14 protein-coding genes and 2 pseudogenes are annotated in these 17,028 nt (G+C 53.5%); 10 read left to right on the forward strand and 6 right to left on the reverse strand.

Going from position 1 to position 17,028, the window contains the following annotated elements:
* The first annotated feature begins 31 nt into the window (after nt 1–31).
* Nucleotides 32–1,207 carry an efflux RND transporter periplasmic adaptor subunit gene (locus tag WM95_RS11320; RefSeq protein ID WP_063408724.1) on the forward strand — a complete coding sequence of 392 codons (1,176 nt, stop codon included), beginning with the start codon at nt 32–34 and terminating at the stop codon, nt 1,205–1,207.
* A 24-nt stretch (nt 1,208–1,231) separates the two neighbouring features.
* Complete coding sequence (gene oqxB / locus WM95_RS11325; protein ID WP_088544776.1) at nt 1,232–4,387, forward strand: multidrug efflux RND transporter permease subunit OqxB; 3,156 nt, start codon at nt 1,232–1,234, stop codon at nt 4,385–4,387.
* Between the two features lie 99 nt (nt 4,388–4,486).
* Here oqxB and WM95_RS11330 read toward each other — a convergent pair whose 3' ends face one another.
* Both WM95_RS11330 and WM95_RS11335 read right to left on the reverse strand, forming a co-directional pair.
* Nucleotides 4,487–4,966, reverse strand: a complete 480-nt coding sequence (locus tag WM95_RS11330) for an RrF2 family transcriptional regulator (RefSeq protein ID WP_047174831.1) — start codon at nt 4,964–4,966, stop codon at nt 4,487–4,489.
* Nucleotides 4,967–5,103: 137 nt separating this feature from the next.
* Entirely contained in the window at nt 5,104–6,366 is a 1,263-nt protein-coding gene (locus tag WM95_RS11335) for a hybrid sensor histidine kinase/response regulator (RefSeq protein ID WP_088544777.1), read from the reverse strand.
* A 200-nt stretch (nt 6,367–6,566) separates the two neighbouring features.
* Here WM95_RS11335 and WM95_RS11340 point away from each other — a divergent pair.
* Nucleotides 6,567–7,106 (forward strand): annotated as a pseudogene (locus tag WM95_RS11340) (MipA/OmpV family protein); the annotation flags it as partial.
* A gap of 9 nt (nt 7,107–7,115) precedes the next feature.
* Here WM95_RS11340 and WM95_RS11345 read toward each other — a convergent pair.
* Nucleotides 7,116–7,664 (reverse strand): hypothetical protein, encoded by a 549-nt coding sequence (locus WM95_RS11345; RefSeq protein ID WP_231106823.1) that lies wholly within the window; start codon nt 7,662–7,664, stop codon nt 7,116–7,118.
* A gap of 254 nt (nt 7,665–7,918) precedes the next feature.
* Here WM95_RS11345 and WM95_RS11350 point away from each other — a divergent pair, with 254 nt between their 5' ends.
* Complete coding sequence (locus WM95_RS11350; protein ID WP_063408722.1) at nt 7,919–8,344, forward strand: VOC family protein; 426 nt, start codon at nt 7,919–7,921, stop codon at nt 8,342–8,344.
* 170 nt (nt 8,345–8,514) lie between these two features.
* Nucleotides 8,515–10,230, forward strand: coding sequence for a SulP family inorganic anion transporter (locus WM95_RS11355; RefSeq protein ID WP_063408721.1), 1,716 nt, complete (start codon nt 8,515–8,517; stop codon nt 10,228–10,230).
* A gap of 40 nt (nt 10,231–10,270) precedes the next feature.
* Here WM95_RS11355 and dmsD read toward each other — a convergent pair whose 3' ends face one another.
* Complete coding sequence (gene dmsD / locus WM95_RS11360) at nt 10,271–10,885, reverse strand: Tat proofreading chaperone DmsD (RefSeq protein ID WP_063408720.1); 615 nt, start codon at nt 10,883–10,885, stop codon at nt 10,271–10,273.
* Between the two features lie 93 nt (nt 10,886–10,978).
* Nucleotides 10,979–12,004 (reverse strand): annotated as a pseudogene (locus WM95_RS11365) (molybdopterin dinucleotide binding domain-containing protein); the annotation flags it as partial.
* Between the two features lie 309 nt (nt 12,005–12,313).
* On the opposite strand from WM95_RS11365, the gene WM95_RS11370 reads away from it, so the two are divergent.
* From WM95_RS11370 to WM95_RS27595, 4 genes are all read left to right on the forward strand, one after another.
* Nucleotides 12,314–13,666: a site-specific integrase gene (locus WM95_RS11370; protein WP_088544778.1), complete on the forward strand. Its 1,353-nt coding sequence runs from the start codon at nt 12,314–12,316 to the stop codon at nt 13,664–13,666.
* A gap of 13 nt (nt 13,667–13,679) precedes the next feature.
* On the forward strand, nt 13,680–14,288 hold the full coding sequence (locus WM95_RS27415; protein ID WP_063408718.1) for a hypothetical protein: 609 nt from the start codon (nt 13,680–13,682) through the stop codon (nt 14,286–14,288).
* 1,032 nt (nt 14,289–15,320) lie between these two features.
* On the forward strand, nt 15,321–15,806 hold the full coding sequence (locus WM95_RS11385; RefSeq protein WP_063408717.1) for a hypothetical protein: 486 nt from the start codon (nt 15,321–15,323) through the stop codon (nt 15,804–15,806).
* 2 nt (nt 15,807–15,808) lie between these two features.
* Nucleotides 15,809–16,000, forward strand: a complete 192-nt coding sequence (locus WM95_RS27595; protein ID WP_074166112.1) for a hypothetical protein — start codon at nt 15,809–15,811, stop codon at nt 15,998–16,000.
* Here the strand turns inward: WM95_RS27595 and WM95_RS11395 are convergent.
* Complete coding sequence (locus WM95_RS11395; RefSeq protein ID WP_074166111.1) at nt 15,981–16,289, reverse strand: hypothetical protein; 309 nt, start codon at nt 16,287–16,289, stop codon at nt 15,981–15,983. The two genes, WM95_RS27595 and WM95_RS11395, sit on opposite strands and share 20 nt — an antisense overlap.
* A gap of 246 nt (nt 16,290–16,535) precedes the next feature.
* Here WM95_RS11395 and WM95_RS11400 point away from each other — a divergent pair, with 246 nt between their 5' ends.
* Nucleotides 16,536–17,027 (forward strand): hypothetical protein, encoded by a 492-nt coding sequence (locus WM95_RS11400; RefSeq protein WP_063408716.1) that lies wholly within the window; start codon nt 16,536–16,538, stop codon nt 17,025–17,027.
* Nucleotide 17,028 lies beyond the last annotated feature (1 nt).

Genomic DNA, 17,028 nt, shown 5'->3' on the forward strand with positions numbered 1-17,028 from the left:
CCCGGCGGCGACAACTACCGGAATAAAAATAATGAGCCTGCAAAAAACCTGGGGTAACTTTCATCTGAACGCGCTGGGGGTCATGTTGCTCTCCGTGCTGCTTGTCGGATGCGATAACAGCGTCGCGCAAAACGCCGCGCCGCCTGCGCCCGCCGTCAGCGCTGCTGACGTGGTGGTGAAATCCATTAGCCAGTGGGATAGCTTTAATGGCCGGATTGAAGCGGTGGAGAGCGTTCAGCTCCGTCCGCGCGTTTCCGGCTACATTGATAAAGTGAATTACACCGACGGCCAGGAAGTGAAGAAGGGCGAGGTGCTGTTCACGATTGATGACCGAACCTATGGCGCGGCGCTGGAACAGGCGCAGGCGAACCTGGCGAGAGCTAAAACGCAGGCCAGCCTGGCGCAAAGTGAGGCTAATCGTACCGATAAGCTGGTCAATACCAACGTTGTCTCCCGCGAAGAGTGGGAGCAGCGTCGTTCGGCCGCCACTCAGGCGCAGGCCGATATTCGTGCCGCGCAGGCGGCGGTTGACGCCGCGCAGCTCAACCTGGACTTCACCAAAGTCACCGCGCCTATCGACGGTCGCGCCAGCCGGGCGCTGATCACCAGCGGAAACCTGGTGACGGCGGGTGACACCGCCAGCGTCCTCACCACGCTGGTCTCGCAGAAAACGGTTTACGTCTACTTTGACGTGGACGAGTCGACCTATCTTCACTACCAGAATCTGGCCCGCAGCGGGCAGGGGGCTTCCAGCAATCACACGGCGCTTCCGGTTGAGATTGGCCTGACGGGCGAGGAGGGATATCCCCACCAGGGCAAAGTGGACTTCCTGGATAACCAGCTGACGCCGAGTACCGGCACCATCCGTATGCGCGCGCTGCTGGATAACGCGCAGCGTCAGTTCACGCCGGGACTTTTTGCCCGCGTACGCCTGCCGGGCAGCGCGGAGTTCAAAGCCACGCTTATCGACGACAAAGCTGTGCTGACCGATCAGGATCGTAAGTACGTCTATATCGTCGATAAAGAGGGGAAAGCGCAGCGCCGCGACATCACGCCGGGCCGTCTGGCAGACGGTTTACGCATCGTGCGGCAGGGGCTGAACCCTGGCGATAAAGTCATCGTCGAGGGTTTACAAAAAGTGTTTATGCCGGGGATGCCGGTTAACGCGAAAACCGTTGCCATGACCGCCACCAGCGCCCTCAACTGATCCCTTGACCTGAGAATCCTACCCATGGACTTTTCCCGCTTTTTCATCGACAGGCCGATTTTTGCCGCGGTGCTGTCGATTCTGATTTTTATCACAGGGTTAATCGCCATCCCGCTGCTGCCGGTGAGCGAATATCCTGACGTCGTGCCGCCAAGCGTGCAGGTGCGCGCGGAGTACCCGGGCGCTAACCCGAAAGTGATTGCCGAGACCGTGGCGACGCCGCTTGAAGAGGCGATCAACGGCGTTGAGAACATGATGTACATGAAGTCCGTCGCGGGCTCCGACGGCGTGCTGGTCACCACCGTCACCTTCCGTCCGGGTACCGATCCGGATCAGGCGCAGGTGCAGGTGCAAAACCGCGTCGCGCAGGCCGAAGCGCGTCTGCCGGAAGACGTGCGGCGTTTGGGGATTACCACCCAGAAACAGTCCCCGACGCTAACGCTGGTGGTGCATCTGTTTTCGCCCAACGGTAAGTACGACTCCCTGTATATGCGTAACTACGCCACGCTGAAGGTGAAGGACGAGCTGGCGCGCCTGCCCGGCGTCGGCCAGATCCAGATTTTCGGCTCGGGCGAGTACGCGATGCGCGTCTGGCTGGATCCCAACAAGGTGGCGGCCCGCGGGCTGACCGCGTCGGACGTGGTCACGGCGATGCAGGAGCAGAACGTGCAGGTGTCCGCCGGGCAGCTTGGCGCCGAGCCGCTGCCGAAAAAGAGCGATTTCCTGATCTCCATTAACGCCCAAGGGCGTCTGCATACCGAAGAAGAGTTCGGCAATATTGTCCTGAAAACGACGCAGGACGGTACGGTCGTCCGCCTGCGCGATGTGGCGCGTATCGAAATGGGGTCCGGCAGCTATGCGCTGCGTTCCCAGCTGAACAATAAAGACGCGGTCGGGATTGGTATCTTCCAGTCGCCGGGGGCGAACGCCATTGATTTGTCTAACGCGGTGCGCGCGAAAATGGACGAACTGTCCACGCGCTTCCCGGCAGATATGAAGTGGGCGGCACCTTACGATCCAACCGTTTTCGTGCGCGACTCCATCCGTGCGGTCGTGCAAACGCTGCTGGAAGCGGTGGTGCTGGTAGTGCTGGTGGTGATCCTGTTCCTGCAAACCTGGCGCGCGTCGATCATTCCGCTGATCGCGGTGCCGGTTTCGGTGGTGGGTACCTTCAGCATTCTCTACCTGCTCGGCTTCTCGCTGAACACCCTGAGCTTGTTCGGGCTGGTGCTGGCCATCGGTATCGTGGTGGACGACGCCATCGTGGTGGTGGAAAACGTCGAGCGAAACATAGAAGAGGGGCTTGCGCCGCTTGCGGCGGCGCATCAGGCGATGCGCGAAGTGTCCGGGCCGATTATCGCGATTGCGCTGGTGCTGTGCGCGGTGTTTGTTCCGATGGCGTTCCTCTCGGGCGTGACCGGGCAGTTCTACAAGCAGTTTGCGGTGACGATCGCGATTTCCACGGTCATCTCCGCTATTAACTCGCTGACGCTCTCTCCGGCGCTGGCGGCACTGCTGTTAAAACCGCACGGCGCGCCGAAGGATTTCCCGACCCGGCTTATCGATCGTCTGTTCGGCTGGATTTTCCGTCCGTTTAACCGCTTTTTCCACCGCAGCTCGAACGGCTATCAGGGGCTGGTGGGCAAAACGCTGGGACGACGCGGCTCGGTATTTGTGGTGTATCTGCTGCTGCTCTGTGCCGCTGGCGTGATGTTTAAAGCGGTTCCCGGCGGGTTTATTCCGACACAGGATAAGCTGTACCTGATTGGCGGCGTGAAGATGCCGGAAGGTTCTTCGCTGGCGCGCACCGACGCGGTGATCCGCAAAATGAGCGAAATCGGGATGAATACCGAAGGCGTGGACTACGCGGTTGCGTTCCCGGGGCTGAACGCGCTGCAGTTCACCAACACGCCGAATACCGGGACGGTCTTCTTTGGCCTGAAGCCGTTCGATCAGCGCAAACATACTGCGGCGGAAATTAACGCTGAGATCAACGCGAAAATCGCGCAAATTCAGGAAGGTTTTGGCTTCTCCATTCTGCCACCGCCGATTTTAGGGCTGGGTCAGGGGTCGGGCTATTCCCTGTACATTCAGGATCGCGGCGGTCTGGGGTATGGCGCGCTGCAAAATGCGGTGAACACCATGTCCGGTGCGATTATGCAGACGCCGGGAATGCACTTCCCGATCTCAACCTACCAGGCTAACGTTCCGCAGCTGGACGTGCAGGTAGACCGTGATAAGGCGAAAGCGCAGGGCGTATTGCTGACCGATCTTTTCGGTACGCTGCAAACCTATCTTGGCTCGTCGTACGTGAACGACTTCAACCAGTTCGGCCGTACCTGGCGCGTGATGGCGCAGGCCGACGGACAGTTCCGCGACAGCGTGGAAGATATTGCGAATCTGCGCACCCGTAATAGCCAGGGCGAAATGGTGCCGATTGGCAGCATGGTGAAAATCACGACCACCTACGGCCCGGATCCGGTGATCCGCTACAACGGCTACCCGGCGGCAGATCTGATTGGCGATGCCGACCCGCGCGTGCTTTCGTCTGCGCAGGCGATGACGCAGCTGGACGCCATGTCTAAGCAGATCCTGCCAAACGGGATGAACATTGAATGGACGGACCTGAGCTTCCAGCAGGCGACGCAGGGCAACACGGCGCTGATCGTCTTCCCGGTCGCGGTGCTGCTGGCGTTCCTGGTCCTGGCGGCGCTGTATGAAAGCTGGACGCTGCCGCTGGCGGTGATCCTTATCGTGCCGATGACCATGCTCTCCGCGCTGTTTGGCGTCTGGCTGACCGGTGGCGATAACAACGTCTTCGTGCAGGTGGGGCTGGTGGTGCTGATGGGGCTGGCGTGTAAAAACGCGATTCTTATCGTGGAGTTTGCCCGCGAGCTGGAAATTCAGGGCAAAGGCATTATGGAAGCCGCGCTGGAGGCGTGCCGCCTGCGTTTACGTCCGATTGTGATGACCTCCATCGCCTTTATTGCCGGGACTATTCCGCTGATCCTCGGCCACGGCGCGGGCGCAGAAGTGCGCGGCGTCACCGGGATCACGGTCTTCTCCGGGATGCTGGGCGTGACGCTGTTTGGTCTGTTCCTGACGCCGGTGTTTTACGTGACGCTGCGTAAATTCGTGACGCGCGGGAAAAAAGAGGAAAGGGACGTTCTGCCCGCGTAGGAATGCTGCAGATAATAAAAAACCGCCTTCATTGTGAAGGCGGTTTTTTTTTACATCTGAATATGGGCCGGGTAAGCGCAGCGCCAGCCAGCAAGATCGTTACGACGTTTTTTGATACTGGGCAATAAGGTCGGGGAGCGGATCCCATCCGCTGCTGTCGGCGTTTTTGACCGCGTCGAGGGCGCTTGCCACGGTATGGCGGGCCAGTACCGCTAACGAAGCCTCCTCGGCTTCTTCGGATATCGATTTGAAGTACCAGCAGGCGTTAGCGCTGACCACGCAGCGGGCCGGCACGTCAGGGCGCGACGCCCACAGCTTTTTATCTTCGATAACCGAAAGGTAGATGTCGCGCAGGGTGATCTCTTCCGGCGGGCGACCAAGATGAATTGAGCCGTTACGGCCAAGCGTTGAGACGATAATGCCGTCACGCGTCAGCGGAACCATCAATTTGCGGATGAAGCTCGGGTTCGCTTCCAGGCCGTAGGCCAGAATCGCACTCGTAGAACGTTCACCCAATTGCTCCGCCATCGCTACGCTGAGAACCATCTGCAAAGCTGTCGGGAAGCGGTAATCTAACATTTCTCTGTCCTGGGTTGCGGTGAATCTTGTTCTTTTTGGCACCGCAGAGGTGAATAAGCAATAAACAACAATATAACAAATACGGTAATTATTTTGAAGCAATCTGCGGCATTTGCGATCGAACCCCCTGTTCTGATTTAGCAAAACGTGCGGTTCGGGAAGTCAACCGTCACCATCAGGCCACCTTCAGCGGAAGTACTCAGGTTTACGCTGCTGTTGTGTTGCTGCGCCACCGCTTTGACGATGGCAAGACCCAGCCCGCTCCCGCTTTGCACCTGATTGGGGTCGCGGAAAAACCGGTCGAACACACGCTCCCGGAGTTCAACCGGAATACCGGGCCCTGCATCTGAAACGCGAAGCCGCGCGAAGCCATCTGATGTGCAGACGTCGACCTGAATCCGCCCGCCCTCGGGACTGTACTTCACGGCGTTCTCAATGAGGTTATCAATAAGCGACACCAGGCGTTCCCTGACGCCGGGGATCCAGATGTCATCCTCGGCGAAGAATTCCAGTTCTATCCTGCGCGCAGAGGCCAGCGGTTCCAGCTCGGCCATTCGCTCCTGGATGAGCGTCGTCAGCGGCACGGTCTCCATTTCCGTATCAATGCGCGCTTCGCTGTGCATCATCAGAAGCAGCTGGTTGACGAGACGCGCTGCCCGGCTGTTGCTGCGAATCACCCCCGCAAGCAGCTCCTGCTGGCTCTCGCTAATGACCCAGGACTGCAGCGCTTCCACGTTGATGCGCATCGCCGCGAGGGGGGTACGCAGCTCGTGCGCGGCATCCGCAATGAAAACCCGTTCCCTTTCCGCGCTTTCACGCACTCTGGCAAGGAAGTCATTGATCGCATCCACCATCTGGCGAAGCTCCCTGTGTCCGGGAACGGCTTTTAAAGGGGAGAGATCGTCAGGCGTGCGTAGCGTAATTTCATTGACCACCTTGTTCCAGGGGCGCATCGCAATGCGGATTGACAGCCACGCGGGAAACAGAAGAAAAGGGAAGCAGACCAGCAGCGGCAGGATGTAGTAACCGCGTGAGTTCAGATAGATAAAGAAGTTCCAGCCGCTGGCTGGCGTGAAGAGGGTGACCTCCACGTCAGAGTGAGGGGATTTGTCGTCCGCACCGGCATCCAGCCCGCACAGGCGATCCTGCAGCGTACCTCGCGCCGTCAGGATGATGACCGGGATCCCCTTGAGCTGCTGGCGCAAACGCGCCATCAGGCTCATGCCGTCGCCGTCGGGCAGCCCCAGGTCGAGCAAAATAAGTTCCGGCACGCAGACGTCCAGCTGATGCAGCGCATCCTCTTTGCGGCGTACCCATATGACGTCAAATCCTTGATCCGAGAGGGCGATACGTACGCCGTTGCCGAGATCCAGGTCGTCTTCGATTAGTAAAATTTTCACACTGGCAACTGTATCAACCGTGAATGAAGAACATCTTAAGAAAAAAACGGTATCAGGAAACCAGCCCGGTTTACAGCGCCTGCTCGCGCTTCAGTGTTTCTTCATTTTCGGCTCATAAGAACCTTAGGGTCGGTATTCAAAATGGGCGTTCTGGCGGTTAACCGCATGCATCGTCATTTGAATCCAAAAGGGCTTCTTTAATGAGAAACATCGAACTTCGTCATACGTTCCCCCATTTACTTTCGGGCCGCAGCCTGAAAAACCTCGTGCCGGGCTTCGTTCTGGCGTTACTGGCCATGCCTGCGCTGGCGGCAGAACAGAGTCAGGGTAACGTCTTAACGCTGGGGGGCGGCGTGGACGTCGCGCCGCGCTACTCGGGTTCCGATAAAACCCGCGTCAGTGCGGCTCAGGTGGTGGAGTACGCCATGGCAAACGGCTTTTTTATCGGCACCACGAGAGGGATCGGTTACGGCAACAACATCGGCAACCTGGACTACAGCGCCGCGCTGAGCTATCGAGTTGGCCGTAAAGATTAAGACGTGAGCAGCGATTCCATCAGCTCCGACAGCGACGAGCTGCGAGGAATGGGCGAGATAAAAGGCTCGGCAATCATTGTGCCCGGGCTGGAGTACAGGGTGACCGACTGGCTTCACCTGCAGATGCAGGTAGAGGTACCGGTTTCAGAAAGAGACAACGGTGAAGCGGTTCATTTCGGCATTTCCAGCCCGTTCTACACCTCATTGACGGATTTATCTAAAGCTCCATTGTGCCGTAATGACAAACACGGAAGGTATGATAATACCCACATCCATTCCAAAATAAGACGTAAAATTATACTGGAACCCATGATATATATAGGGCGAAAATCCTATCCCCGTTGCTTTTTTAAAATCATGGTATGAACCATGGTCACCACAATCATCGAAAGTATCAAAGAAAAATTCACCTACATAGCCATAGATTCCTTTAAAAACCCAACCGTTATCCCATCCAACCCAGTCTCTTCTTACGCCGGCAGCCAGGCATCTGTCATTAAAGCTGTTTTTCATTGTCCCTAGCACAAGACTGTATTTCGACGTATGCGAGAATTTCCTCTCAACGGATATGAACTTATTTTCAAAGTTCTCCGTGTATTGTCCTCGATTATGCGTCAGATGATAAACGTATGAGCCGGTATTTATTGAATACAGATTTATTTCATCTGCAGAGCAATGCAACGTAAAAAGATAAAAACTTCCGCACCACAGCCATGTGGGCCATCTTTTCCGATCTGTCTGCTTATGTGGAATATTATCCATATTCGCTCACTTTAGCTAACGTACTGAAATTATAAGGACTATTTTCGATCTTCAGCTGGATAAATTTTAGCATACATACCAAAACTCGAGATATTCACGTCACGGATTGGGGGCTGAAATTACGATAGAACATGTTCTGCGAACCCTTACCCCAAGCGCTTACACGATTGAAAATCAGCCTTTTTGCCGCCGCTAAAATCATAGCCTCTGAGGTATAATCGCTGTTCAGAAAAAGGCAAAGAGGATGTGACAAGATGCTGACTTATATCACTATAGGTACAAATGATCTTCAGCGCGCCGCGGCGTTTTATGACGCGATTTTTAAAGTGCTTGGCTATTCACGCTTGCCTGCCTGGACCAAGGACTGGGCAATGTGGGGAGATGAAAATAATCCAGATGAGGGGTTTAGCTTCTGTATTTGTCCTCCCTTTGACCGACAACCCGCAACGGCGGGAAACGGGATCATGTTCGCATTCCGTGCAGCTAACGCGGAGCTTGTCAGACGTTTCCATGCAGCAGGCCTTCTTGCGGGAGGAAAGAGTGAAGGCATGCCAGGGACACGAACCGCGTACGGCCCCGATTTTTATGTTGCCTATCTGCGCGATCCTGACGGGCATAAGCTGGCATGCGTTTGTCAGCATTATTCTCCTGAAGCCGATACGTTCCCATGCGAAGAATAGTCACAAGCGGTCGTTTTTGAACTATGTTTAACACCAGTCAGAATAATAAATAGTTGAACTGTTATTAGATTCTGAATAGTGGCGGCCTTAATCCGGAGCATTTGAAAGCCAGAACCTCACTGAGAAGTGTGCCAGCATGACGTGGCTAATATTCCTGTCCGGAGAACAACGTGTTCGGAAAACAATTGTTAAACTACATGCCAGGTTTACAAACTTTGTTAGCCTACGATAAAAGCTGGCTAAAAAATGATGTTAAAGCTGGCTTATCCGTTGCGGCTGTCGCGCTTCCGGTGGCTATTGCTTATGCTGAGTTGGCGGGTGTTGGGGCAATAGTGGGGCTCTATTCCTGCGTTTTACCGATGATAGCGTATGCACTCTTTGGTTCTTCACGTCAGCTTATTGTGGGCCCTGATGCCACGACCTGCGCGGTGATTGCAGCCGTCGTGTTTCCTCTTTCTGCAGGTAATCCCGAACTGCACTGGCAGCTGACCATTATCATGACGTTGATGATGGGTGGGTGGTGCCTGCTTGCCAGTAAATTCCGCCTGGGCGCACTTGCCGATCTGCTTTCTCATCCAATCCTTACGGGTTTGCTTAATGGCGTTGCCGTGACGATTATTGTCGGGCAATTAGGCAAGGTGTTGGGGATAAAACTCGACGAAGCGCAGGTTATTGAGAAAATAATGGCCTTGCCAGGCCGTCTTTCAGAAAGCCATTTATTAACCGTTGGCATATCGCTTTTAACGTTAATTATTTTAATGGCGATCAAAACGTATCGCAGCCACTGGCCAGCACCGTTGATTGCCATTGTGATGACAACGCTACTGGTATGGGCGACATCTGCACAACAGTATGGTATTGCCACTATTGGGGGAGAAGGCTTCCAGCCTGGTTTACCCGTCGTTAACTGGGGCGCGTTCCAGCCCGGTCCGATGCGTGATTTAGTGATCCCGGCGCTGAACCTGGCGTTGGTCAGTTTTGTCAGCCTGATGCTGACCGCCCGCAGTTTCGCCGCGAAAAATGGCTATGAAATTAATGCTGATGCAGAGTTCCGGGCGCTGGGGATTGCGAACCTCATGTCGGGATTATCTCAGGGGTTTGCTATCAGTGGAGCCGATTCCCGGACCGCGGTTAATGATTCAGTGGGTGGGAAAAGCCAGCTGGTTTCCATCGTCGCAGCCTTACTCATCGGTATCGTAGTGGTGTTTTTCACTCAGCCATTACAATTTATTCCGGTATCTGCATTAGGTATTGTTTTGATGTACGCATCCTGGTCATTAATTGATCTGCGCGGGTTATGGAACCTGAGGCGTAGAAATAAACAGGCATTTCGCCTGGCCTTTTTCACGTTTGGCTGTGTGTTAATTATCGGCGTTATCCAGGGGATCGGCCTTGCGGTGTTGCTTGGCCTGTTACAGTTCCTGCGTACGGTGTTTCGTCCCTCTGAGCACTTACTGGGAACTGACGACGATGGCATGATTCACTCATTAGGTAATACAACCGATATTAAAATGGTCCCGGGCGTGCTGATGTATCGATTTAACTCACCGTTGACCTATTTTAACGTGGCTTATTTTAAACGTCGGGTATTGAACCTGGTTGATGGTGCAGCAGTACAGCCTAAATGGGTGGTCATTGATGCCGTTGCTTGCTTCACCTATTCAGACATCAGCGTTCTGGCAACCATAAATGAGTTAAAGCGCGATCTGAAAGGTCGACAGATTACGTTAATCCTTGCGGGCAGAAAAACGGAATTAACGCGCTGGTTTAAAGATAGCCGGCCAACAATGAATGATGATGACATGATTCTGGCGCCAGACCTCTATCTGGCACTTCGGTTCATTCAAAGCAAAGAGAGTGCGAGTGAATCAGGTAGCGAGGTATAAGCTAAAGGCTTGCCCGCCAACCGCGAGCAAGCCGCATCCCTTAGAGATACAGCGTTTTTTCCGCAACCGGAATAAGCAGCCCGGCTCGCCAGTCCGCGAGCGTTAGCTGAGCAAGTCTGCCCAGCGCGGTATAAAAGGGATGCCCGGCGTTTTCCACAAACACCGACAGGAAGCGGGTGCTCCACGGCAGCAGGTGCCACGCCAGAAGCTGAGCGCACTCTGCTTCGCGGCCATTCTCGGCAAGCCACGCCGCCAGCAGCAGCAAAGTACCAAAATGATCTTCCGGCTCATTCTGCTGCATCTCAAACGCGATATTGTTCTCACGCATCCACTGGCGCAGCGCGAGGGTCGAGTCGCCAAACAATACGGACTCACGGTCCAGCCAGACGGAACCCCACGGCGGAGCGGGCAGGGCATACGGACCAATAAACAGCCGTTGCCAGGCGTCCGCCAGCGGCTCATCGGAAGATGAGGCAAACGTATCGGCAACGGGCTGCAGCGTTTCTGCAGGCAGAGGCCAGTCCTGAACCCATTCGCCAGCGGTGAGCGCTTTCACCAGCGGCGCGGCCTGCTCGCTGTCCGGAGCGAAATAAAACAGCGCGCCCAGCACCCGGGCGCTGAACGCGAACGATTCACTATGTGAGACGTCTTTCATTAAACCTTCCTTGCTCGCGCGGATGACGCCCGCGCGACTGTGTTAACCGATAATACTGACCACAGAATAAACCAGGGTCTCGTGTTTCACCCTCTACACTTTCTCAATCTGCACAAGATTGGTGTGCTGCGGGTTGCCTTTTGCCAGCGGAGAAGGACGATGGGTCGTCAGCGTGTTGATGCAGGAGCCGTGGTCGATACGATCGCCACTCATATTGGCATCGTGCCAGGCGCCCTGGCCCATGGCGCTCACGCCGGGCATGATGCGCGGCGTGACTTTCGCTTCAATTCGCACCTCGCCGCGGCTATTAAAGACGCGCACCGTATCGCCGTTCTTAATGCCGCGTTTTTCGGCATCGACAGGATTAAGCCACACCTCCTGGCGGCAGGCCGCTTTCAGCACGTCGACGTTACCGTAGCTCGAGTGGGTACGGGCTTTGAAGTGGAACCCGAAAAGCTGCAGCGGGAACTGCGCGCGCTCGGGTGCGTCCCAGCCGTCAAAGGTCGATGCGTAGACGGGCAGAGGGCTGATGGTCTCATCTTTTGCCAGCTCCCAGGTGGCCGCAATCTCTGCCAGCTTGCTGGAGTAAATTTCAATCTTGCCCGATGGCGTTTTCAGCGGATTGGCTTCAGGGTTCTCGCGGAATTTTTTATAGGCCACGAAGTGTCCGTTCGGATCTTTGCGCTTATAGATGCCCATTTTTTTCAGCTCGTCATATGACGGAAGCTGAGGATCTTTCGCGAGCATTTTGGCATACAGGAACTGCAGCCACTGTTCCTGCGTGCGTCCTTCGGTGAATTTCTGATGGATATCCGGCCCGAGGCGTTTCGCCACTTCGCTCATGATCCAGTAGATCGGCTTACGCTCGAACTTCGGCGCGGTCACGGGCTGGAGGAAAATCAGGTAGCCCATATTTCCCGCATAATCGTTAGGAATGATATCTTCCTGCTCGACGGTCATCAGGTCCGGCAGCACGATATCGGCATACTTCGCTGACGAGGTCATGAAATTGTCGATGACGACAATCATTTCGCACTTGCTTTCATCCTGCAGGATATCGTGGGTTTTATTGATATCGGAGTGCTGGTTGATGATGGTATTGCCCGCGTAGTTCCAGATGGACTCCATTGTCAGACGGATGGACGGACTTGAAGTAGTTGACTTAACGCTACTTAAGGCCCTGATATGACTGACATTAATCATGATAATACTGTGTATCCATCCAGTTCTTTCTCTGGCTCTCCCTATCTGTATGGGCAAGTCTACACCCCAAGTCCTGACACAAGGCTGACACAAATCAAGGACCTTGCAGTCCCGCAAGTAGTCCGCAGAGCCAATGGTCGGTATACTATCCGTCTACGGCTTAAAGGGGACACCAAGCCATTTCTTTCAGTATCGACCCGGAGTACAGACAGGAGAGTCGCCGTCATGCGTCAGAGAGAGCTAGCCGCTACAGCTAAGGCATTCATGTTGGATGAGCCGGAAGTCTCACTACAGGCTCTTACAGCCCACCTCCGGGTCATGGCTGAGCAGTTCCTGACAGACGCTAGTGATGATTATTGGAATGGGGTAGATGTCGCTACTCTGGTCGACGAGAAGTCGAACCTGAGAGAGCTAGCCGCCACGCAAGCCTTGAGTCTGGACCAGCAGAAAGGCATAAGGTTGGCGCTGGAAGTCCTGACCGCAGCGCAGCAGCGCGTAGACACTGGCGATACCTCCGGTCTGATTAAGCTAGTTAGTGGTGGTGATGATAATAACCCTACAGATTACTCAACTATAGGCGGCTCTACGTCAATTCTGAGTAACGAGCAGGGGGTCAGCCCAGAAGTATTCACGCAGGAGCGTCAAGTCACTACTGCTATCTGTAGTTTTTCTGAGCTTGTGTCCTCACTGCTGGCTGAGAAGGTCCAGACCTTGAAGGCATCTAGCTACAAGGACCTCTCGTCCTCACTGAATACCGTATCCCGGTTCCTTACTTCTGGCATGGACCTGATGTCCCGCTCTGAGTGGCTGGCAGTGAGGGACGCTATGCTGTCTGCTGAGGTGAGACCGTCGACGATTAACAAGCTACTGACCAAGGCGAAGATGTGTCTGGACTATGGTCTGATGAATGGGCAACTTAAAGGCCGCAACCCGATTGAGCGCATGAAGTTAACCAAGGATGTCGACTCCAAGCGTAGAGCATTCACTGACGAGGAGCTGGAGAGACTTCTTGTCCGGGTAGAGGCTGAGTATCAGTTCACACGACATACCGCTCACACGACCTCTGAGGCTCGCAGATGGGCGACTTTGGTCTCTGTGGTCACGGGCGCACGGTCTGCTGAGGTCTGCCACCTGACTAAACGTGACATTGTTACTATCGACGATATGGTTTGTATCGACATCAATGAAGATGGGGACGGGAAGTCCGTAAAGAACAAGCATTCAGTCCGACTTGTACCGCTGACCAACGGAGCGCATGGGTTTGACCTGACGTCCTTCCTGTCGTGGGTAGACGCCCAGCCTGATGATGGTCCTCTCTTCGGGATGACACCGAGCGCCTACTCTAGCTGGTTTAACTCAAGGGTCCTGACTGAAGCTCTGCCGGGCGCTGATAACGTCTCGCTTCATAGTCTGAGGCATTGGCTGGCGACCCGCATGAAAGAGCGTGGTGTCAATCTGGTGGACGCTCAGGGCATCTTAGGTCATAGCTCGCAGTCAATCACTTACGACCTGTACGGGAAGGGGCACGCGGTTGGACGTCTGGCTGATGCGCTAAATCTGGCACTGGTAGGGATGTGAGTGGAGAATCGTAATGGTTAAAGAGTTTAAAGTCCGTAAAGAAAATAAGCCGTCATATGAATGTATGATTACTGCTGAAACCTGTTTGGGGTTAGCAGGTCTGGCGACCGAGGAGTGGGAGCGTGAGCACCATTATCGTACAGGTATCATATTCACTGCCTTTGCTATTGAGGCTATGTTCATCTTCTATAGAAAACAGGTTGACCCCGGTTACGATAAGACGAAACCAGAGTGCAGAAAGACAATGCACAAGAAAACGTTAAAATTGTGCGGCTTTACTAATTATATGGGGACAAGGCCTTATCAAATTATCAAAGAGTGTCTTGAGGTAAGAGATGCAATTGCTCACGGCGATTCGTACACTTCCAGCTTTAATTTCTCTGCGGATCATTTGGATAACCAAGACGATATTGCAAGAGGTGTCTTGGCGGTAAACTCCGAACAATTCCGGGGATTAACTGCCGACCTCCTTAAGAAATACATAGAGATGGCAAAGCATATTGACCATGAGATTTATGATAACGGTTACAGGCCTTCTGAAGAGGACCTCCCGGCAGCCGAGCGTAGAAACCTGATGTTAGCTTTCGGGGTCAGTGGGGTGTCAATGTGGCCTAGCGCCTGAACGTAGGGGCTTAACTAGCATTTTAAGGATAGATATGGTTCTGCGAAATATTATAATTGATATAGTTTACAAGAGTTACAATTAGCAAGCATTATACCCTCACTATAGGAGGGGGACCCTTAGTTCCTCGACCCACATTCATTAAGTCTCAGGCTTCCGGTAGCGGACCGATTGGAAACCATCCGCATACGCCTAGTGTTAAATCACCTTGCGCCTGAGACCATTCTCTTTAACGTAGGTTATCTTCCCTTTTGACAGGCGGGGAGCAGAAGACCGCATCCGACTTTAAGTTGGCTCTGCGATAATCGCTGCGCGGATAACTGAAGAACCAAGACATCATTGCTGAGGTCTGACACCCATTGTGGACAGGCGGAAACTCAAAGAGGTTGACCAGTGGTGTCTGAGGTTTGGGCTTTGAGATGACCAGCAGGCTGGAGGAGACCCATTGTTGCTATGGCTTGACTAGAGTCCTCTTTGATGGATTGTGTTATCACAATTCCAATAAGAAACCTGTAGTTAGACTTCAGTAACACGATGCCCCAGACGATATCCACAAGGCGTCTTCCAGCATCGTGTCTTCCCAACTAAGGTCCTGACCCGGACCATCAAGTCTACTTGTATAGAAGCGCATGAGGCATCGCATGGAGTCGCTAGCAAACCAGTAGTCTGATGACTTCAAGTGTAGAACCGAATAAACCCTCACTGTAGAGAGACCGGCTAGCCGCCTCTGAGCCTGATGCGTCAGGACATGCGGAAGCTCTCCCATACCAAGGCTAGCAAGACAGCCTCTGTCAGACCTCCAGCCCGTTAGCGTTCTCGTGTCTTCATTTTGACTTGAGTCTATCACCGCTCACCATCTGGTCGTCCTGACACGCTGTCGCACCTTCGTCTCTATGGTCATCGCAGACCACAACACAATTACCTCAAGTCATTCTGTTTGCGTCCTGTTGCCTGCTGGTCTCCCTTTACGTGGGGGCTTGAGTAGGTCAGTAGGGTGCGACTTCAGGGTGCAAACAAAAGGAGTACACGTAAATGTCTCAACAAGAATACACCATCCATATCTTCGGTCAGGACCTCACCAGTCAGGACGGATTGTTCCGACTGGATGAGATACGCCGGGTCGGTATCCAGATTGGTAAGGTAGAAGACACCGAGTCGACCATGGTTTACCGATTCGCCCGCACTAAAACAGGTCGCTACTTTATAACGCCGAAAAATGGCGGCATAAAGAAAGTCGATATGGGTCGCCTCGGTACGTCATGGCTTGCTGACCCGGTAGCGGCTATCAAGTTTGGCGAGTGGCTGGACTTTGAGTACGGAATAGCTGTAGCGGATGCCTTTGTGTCTATGACCTCCAGTTCCACCGTACAGGCCGCTGTAACATCTTCGGATGACATCTCGCCGGACTCTAAGGCATTCATTAAGAAGCACACTGTATCGCACTACAGGGCTGGACAACTCGTCTCGAAAGAGGAGTTTGAGGAGCTACGTGTCGGTCGCTGTGAGTGGAGACTTTAACAATGGCTATGATTGACCCACGCACACCTGAGGGCCGTTTAACCCTGCGTTACCGGGGTCTTCCCACTTCTATTCTATTGTCGATGCTTGGTGTGGATAAAGAGGCTACGAATGACCGACCATTTTATTCCCGTAATGAGCTAATAGAACAGTTGGTCATTCGCAATATGTCAGTTAACCGAGAAAGTAAGTAAGAAATTCTCTGGTCACTGCGTCAGTAAATCCTACAAGGATTGCGATAGCTGAAGGAATTATATTAATTGCTGCAACAGAAAGTGATTTTATTATTCCTTGTCTTCTAGGTGAGTTTAATAAAACTGAAAAGATAAATACTGGAACGAATGCAAATAAAGCTACGGTGATTATACGTTCAAGCATATACAGTGTGTGCCAAGTTATCCCACCTGTTATATATCCAGCTCCGTATCCAACTGCATAGAAGCAGGCCAAGTAAAGCAATATGCTAATAGCTAATTTAGGCATGAAGCATTCCTGTGTGTCTTTGTAAAGGTGGTCGTAGATTAGCAAATAACCACATACCTATTGATCGTTTGTTCCAATCATAGTGTCTTCAATTGATCGTTCAGAGTGATCAAACCTAACCGTTAGTAGCTCGCCTACTCACTACCCTATTTAAACCTTTTGAGAATGACCGATGCGGGGAGACCCGTAGGCATAACTGTGTCTGCGATACCGATAGTTCTCACCTTCTCAAGAGGAGTACGAACAATGTTATTCGACCAAAACGACTGGAAACTCCAAGTCACCGACATCGACCTTTACGCAAATACTTGCAAGCTGGACGGTGAGTCATACCCGTTATCACTGGCGTTAAAGACCCTGATTCCGGGCTACCTGTCTGGACTGTCTCCTACCAGCTCTGCGTCTATGGAGCTGCTGGAGGCCCTCGCTGAAGCTGGTGTGACGATTAGCAACTTCTTCAGTAACGACCTCCTTACATCCTACCAGCGTCGTCAGGTTAATAAGCAGCGTGAAGCAGAGCGCATTGAGCGTGAGCAGCGTGTCCTTGCCGAGCGTATGGCAGAGATGCACATGACCGAAGAGGAACGCATTAAGGCTAACCAGAAGCGTGACCAGCAGAAGGCTGAACGTCAGGCCTATGGTGACTCTATCCGCAACGCTGTGTCTTCCACTGGTCGCTCACGAGCCTCGAAGCTGGTGGAGATTGAAGGCATGGACAACTGGATGGACAGCTTGTAAT

The sequence above is a fragment of the Enterobacter cloacae complex sp. ECNIH7 genome (assembly GCF_002208095.1).
GTDB lineage: Bacteria > Pseudomonadota > Gammaproteobacteria > Enterobacterales > Enterobacteriaceae > Enterobacter > Enterobacter cloacae_M.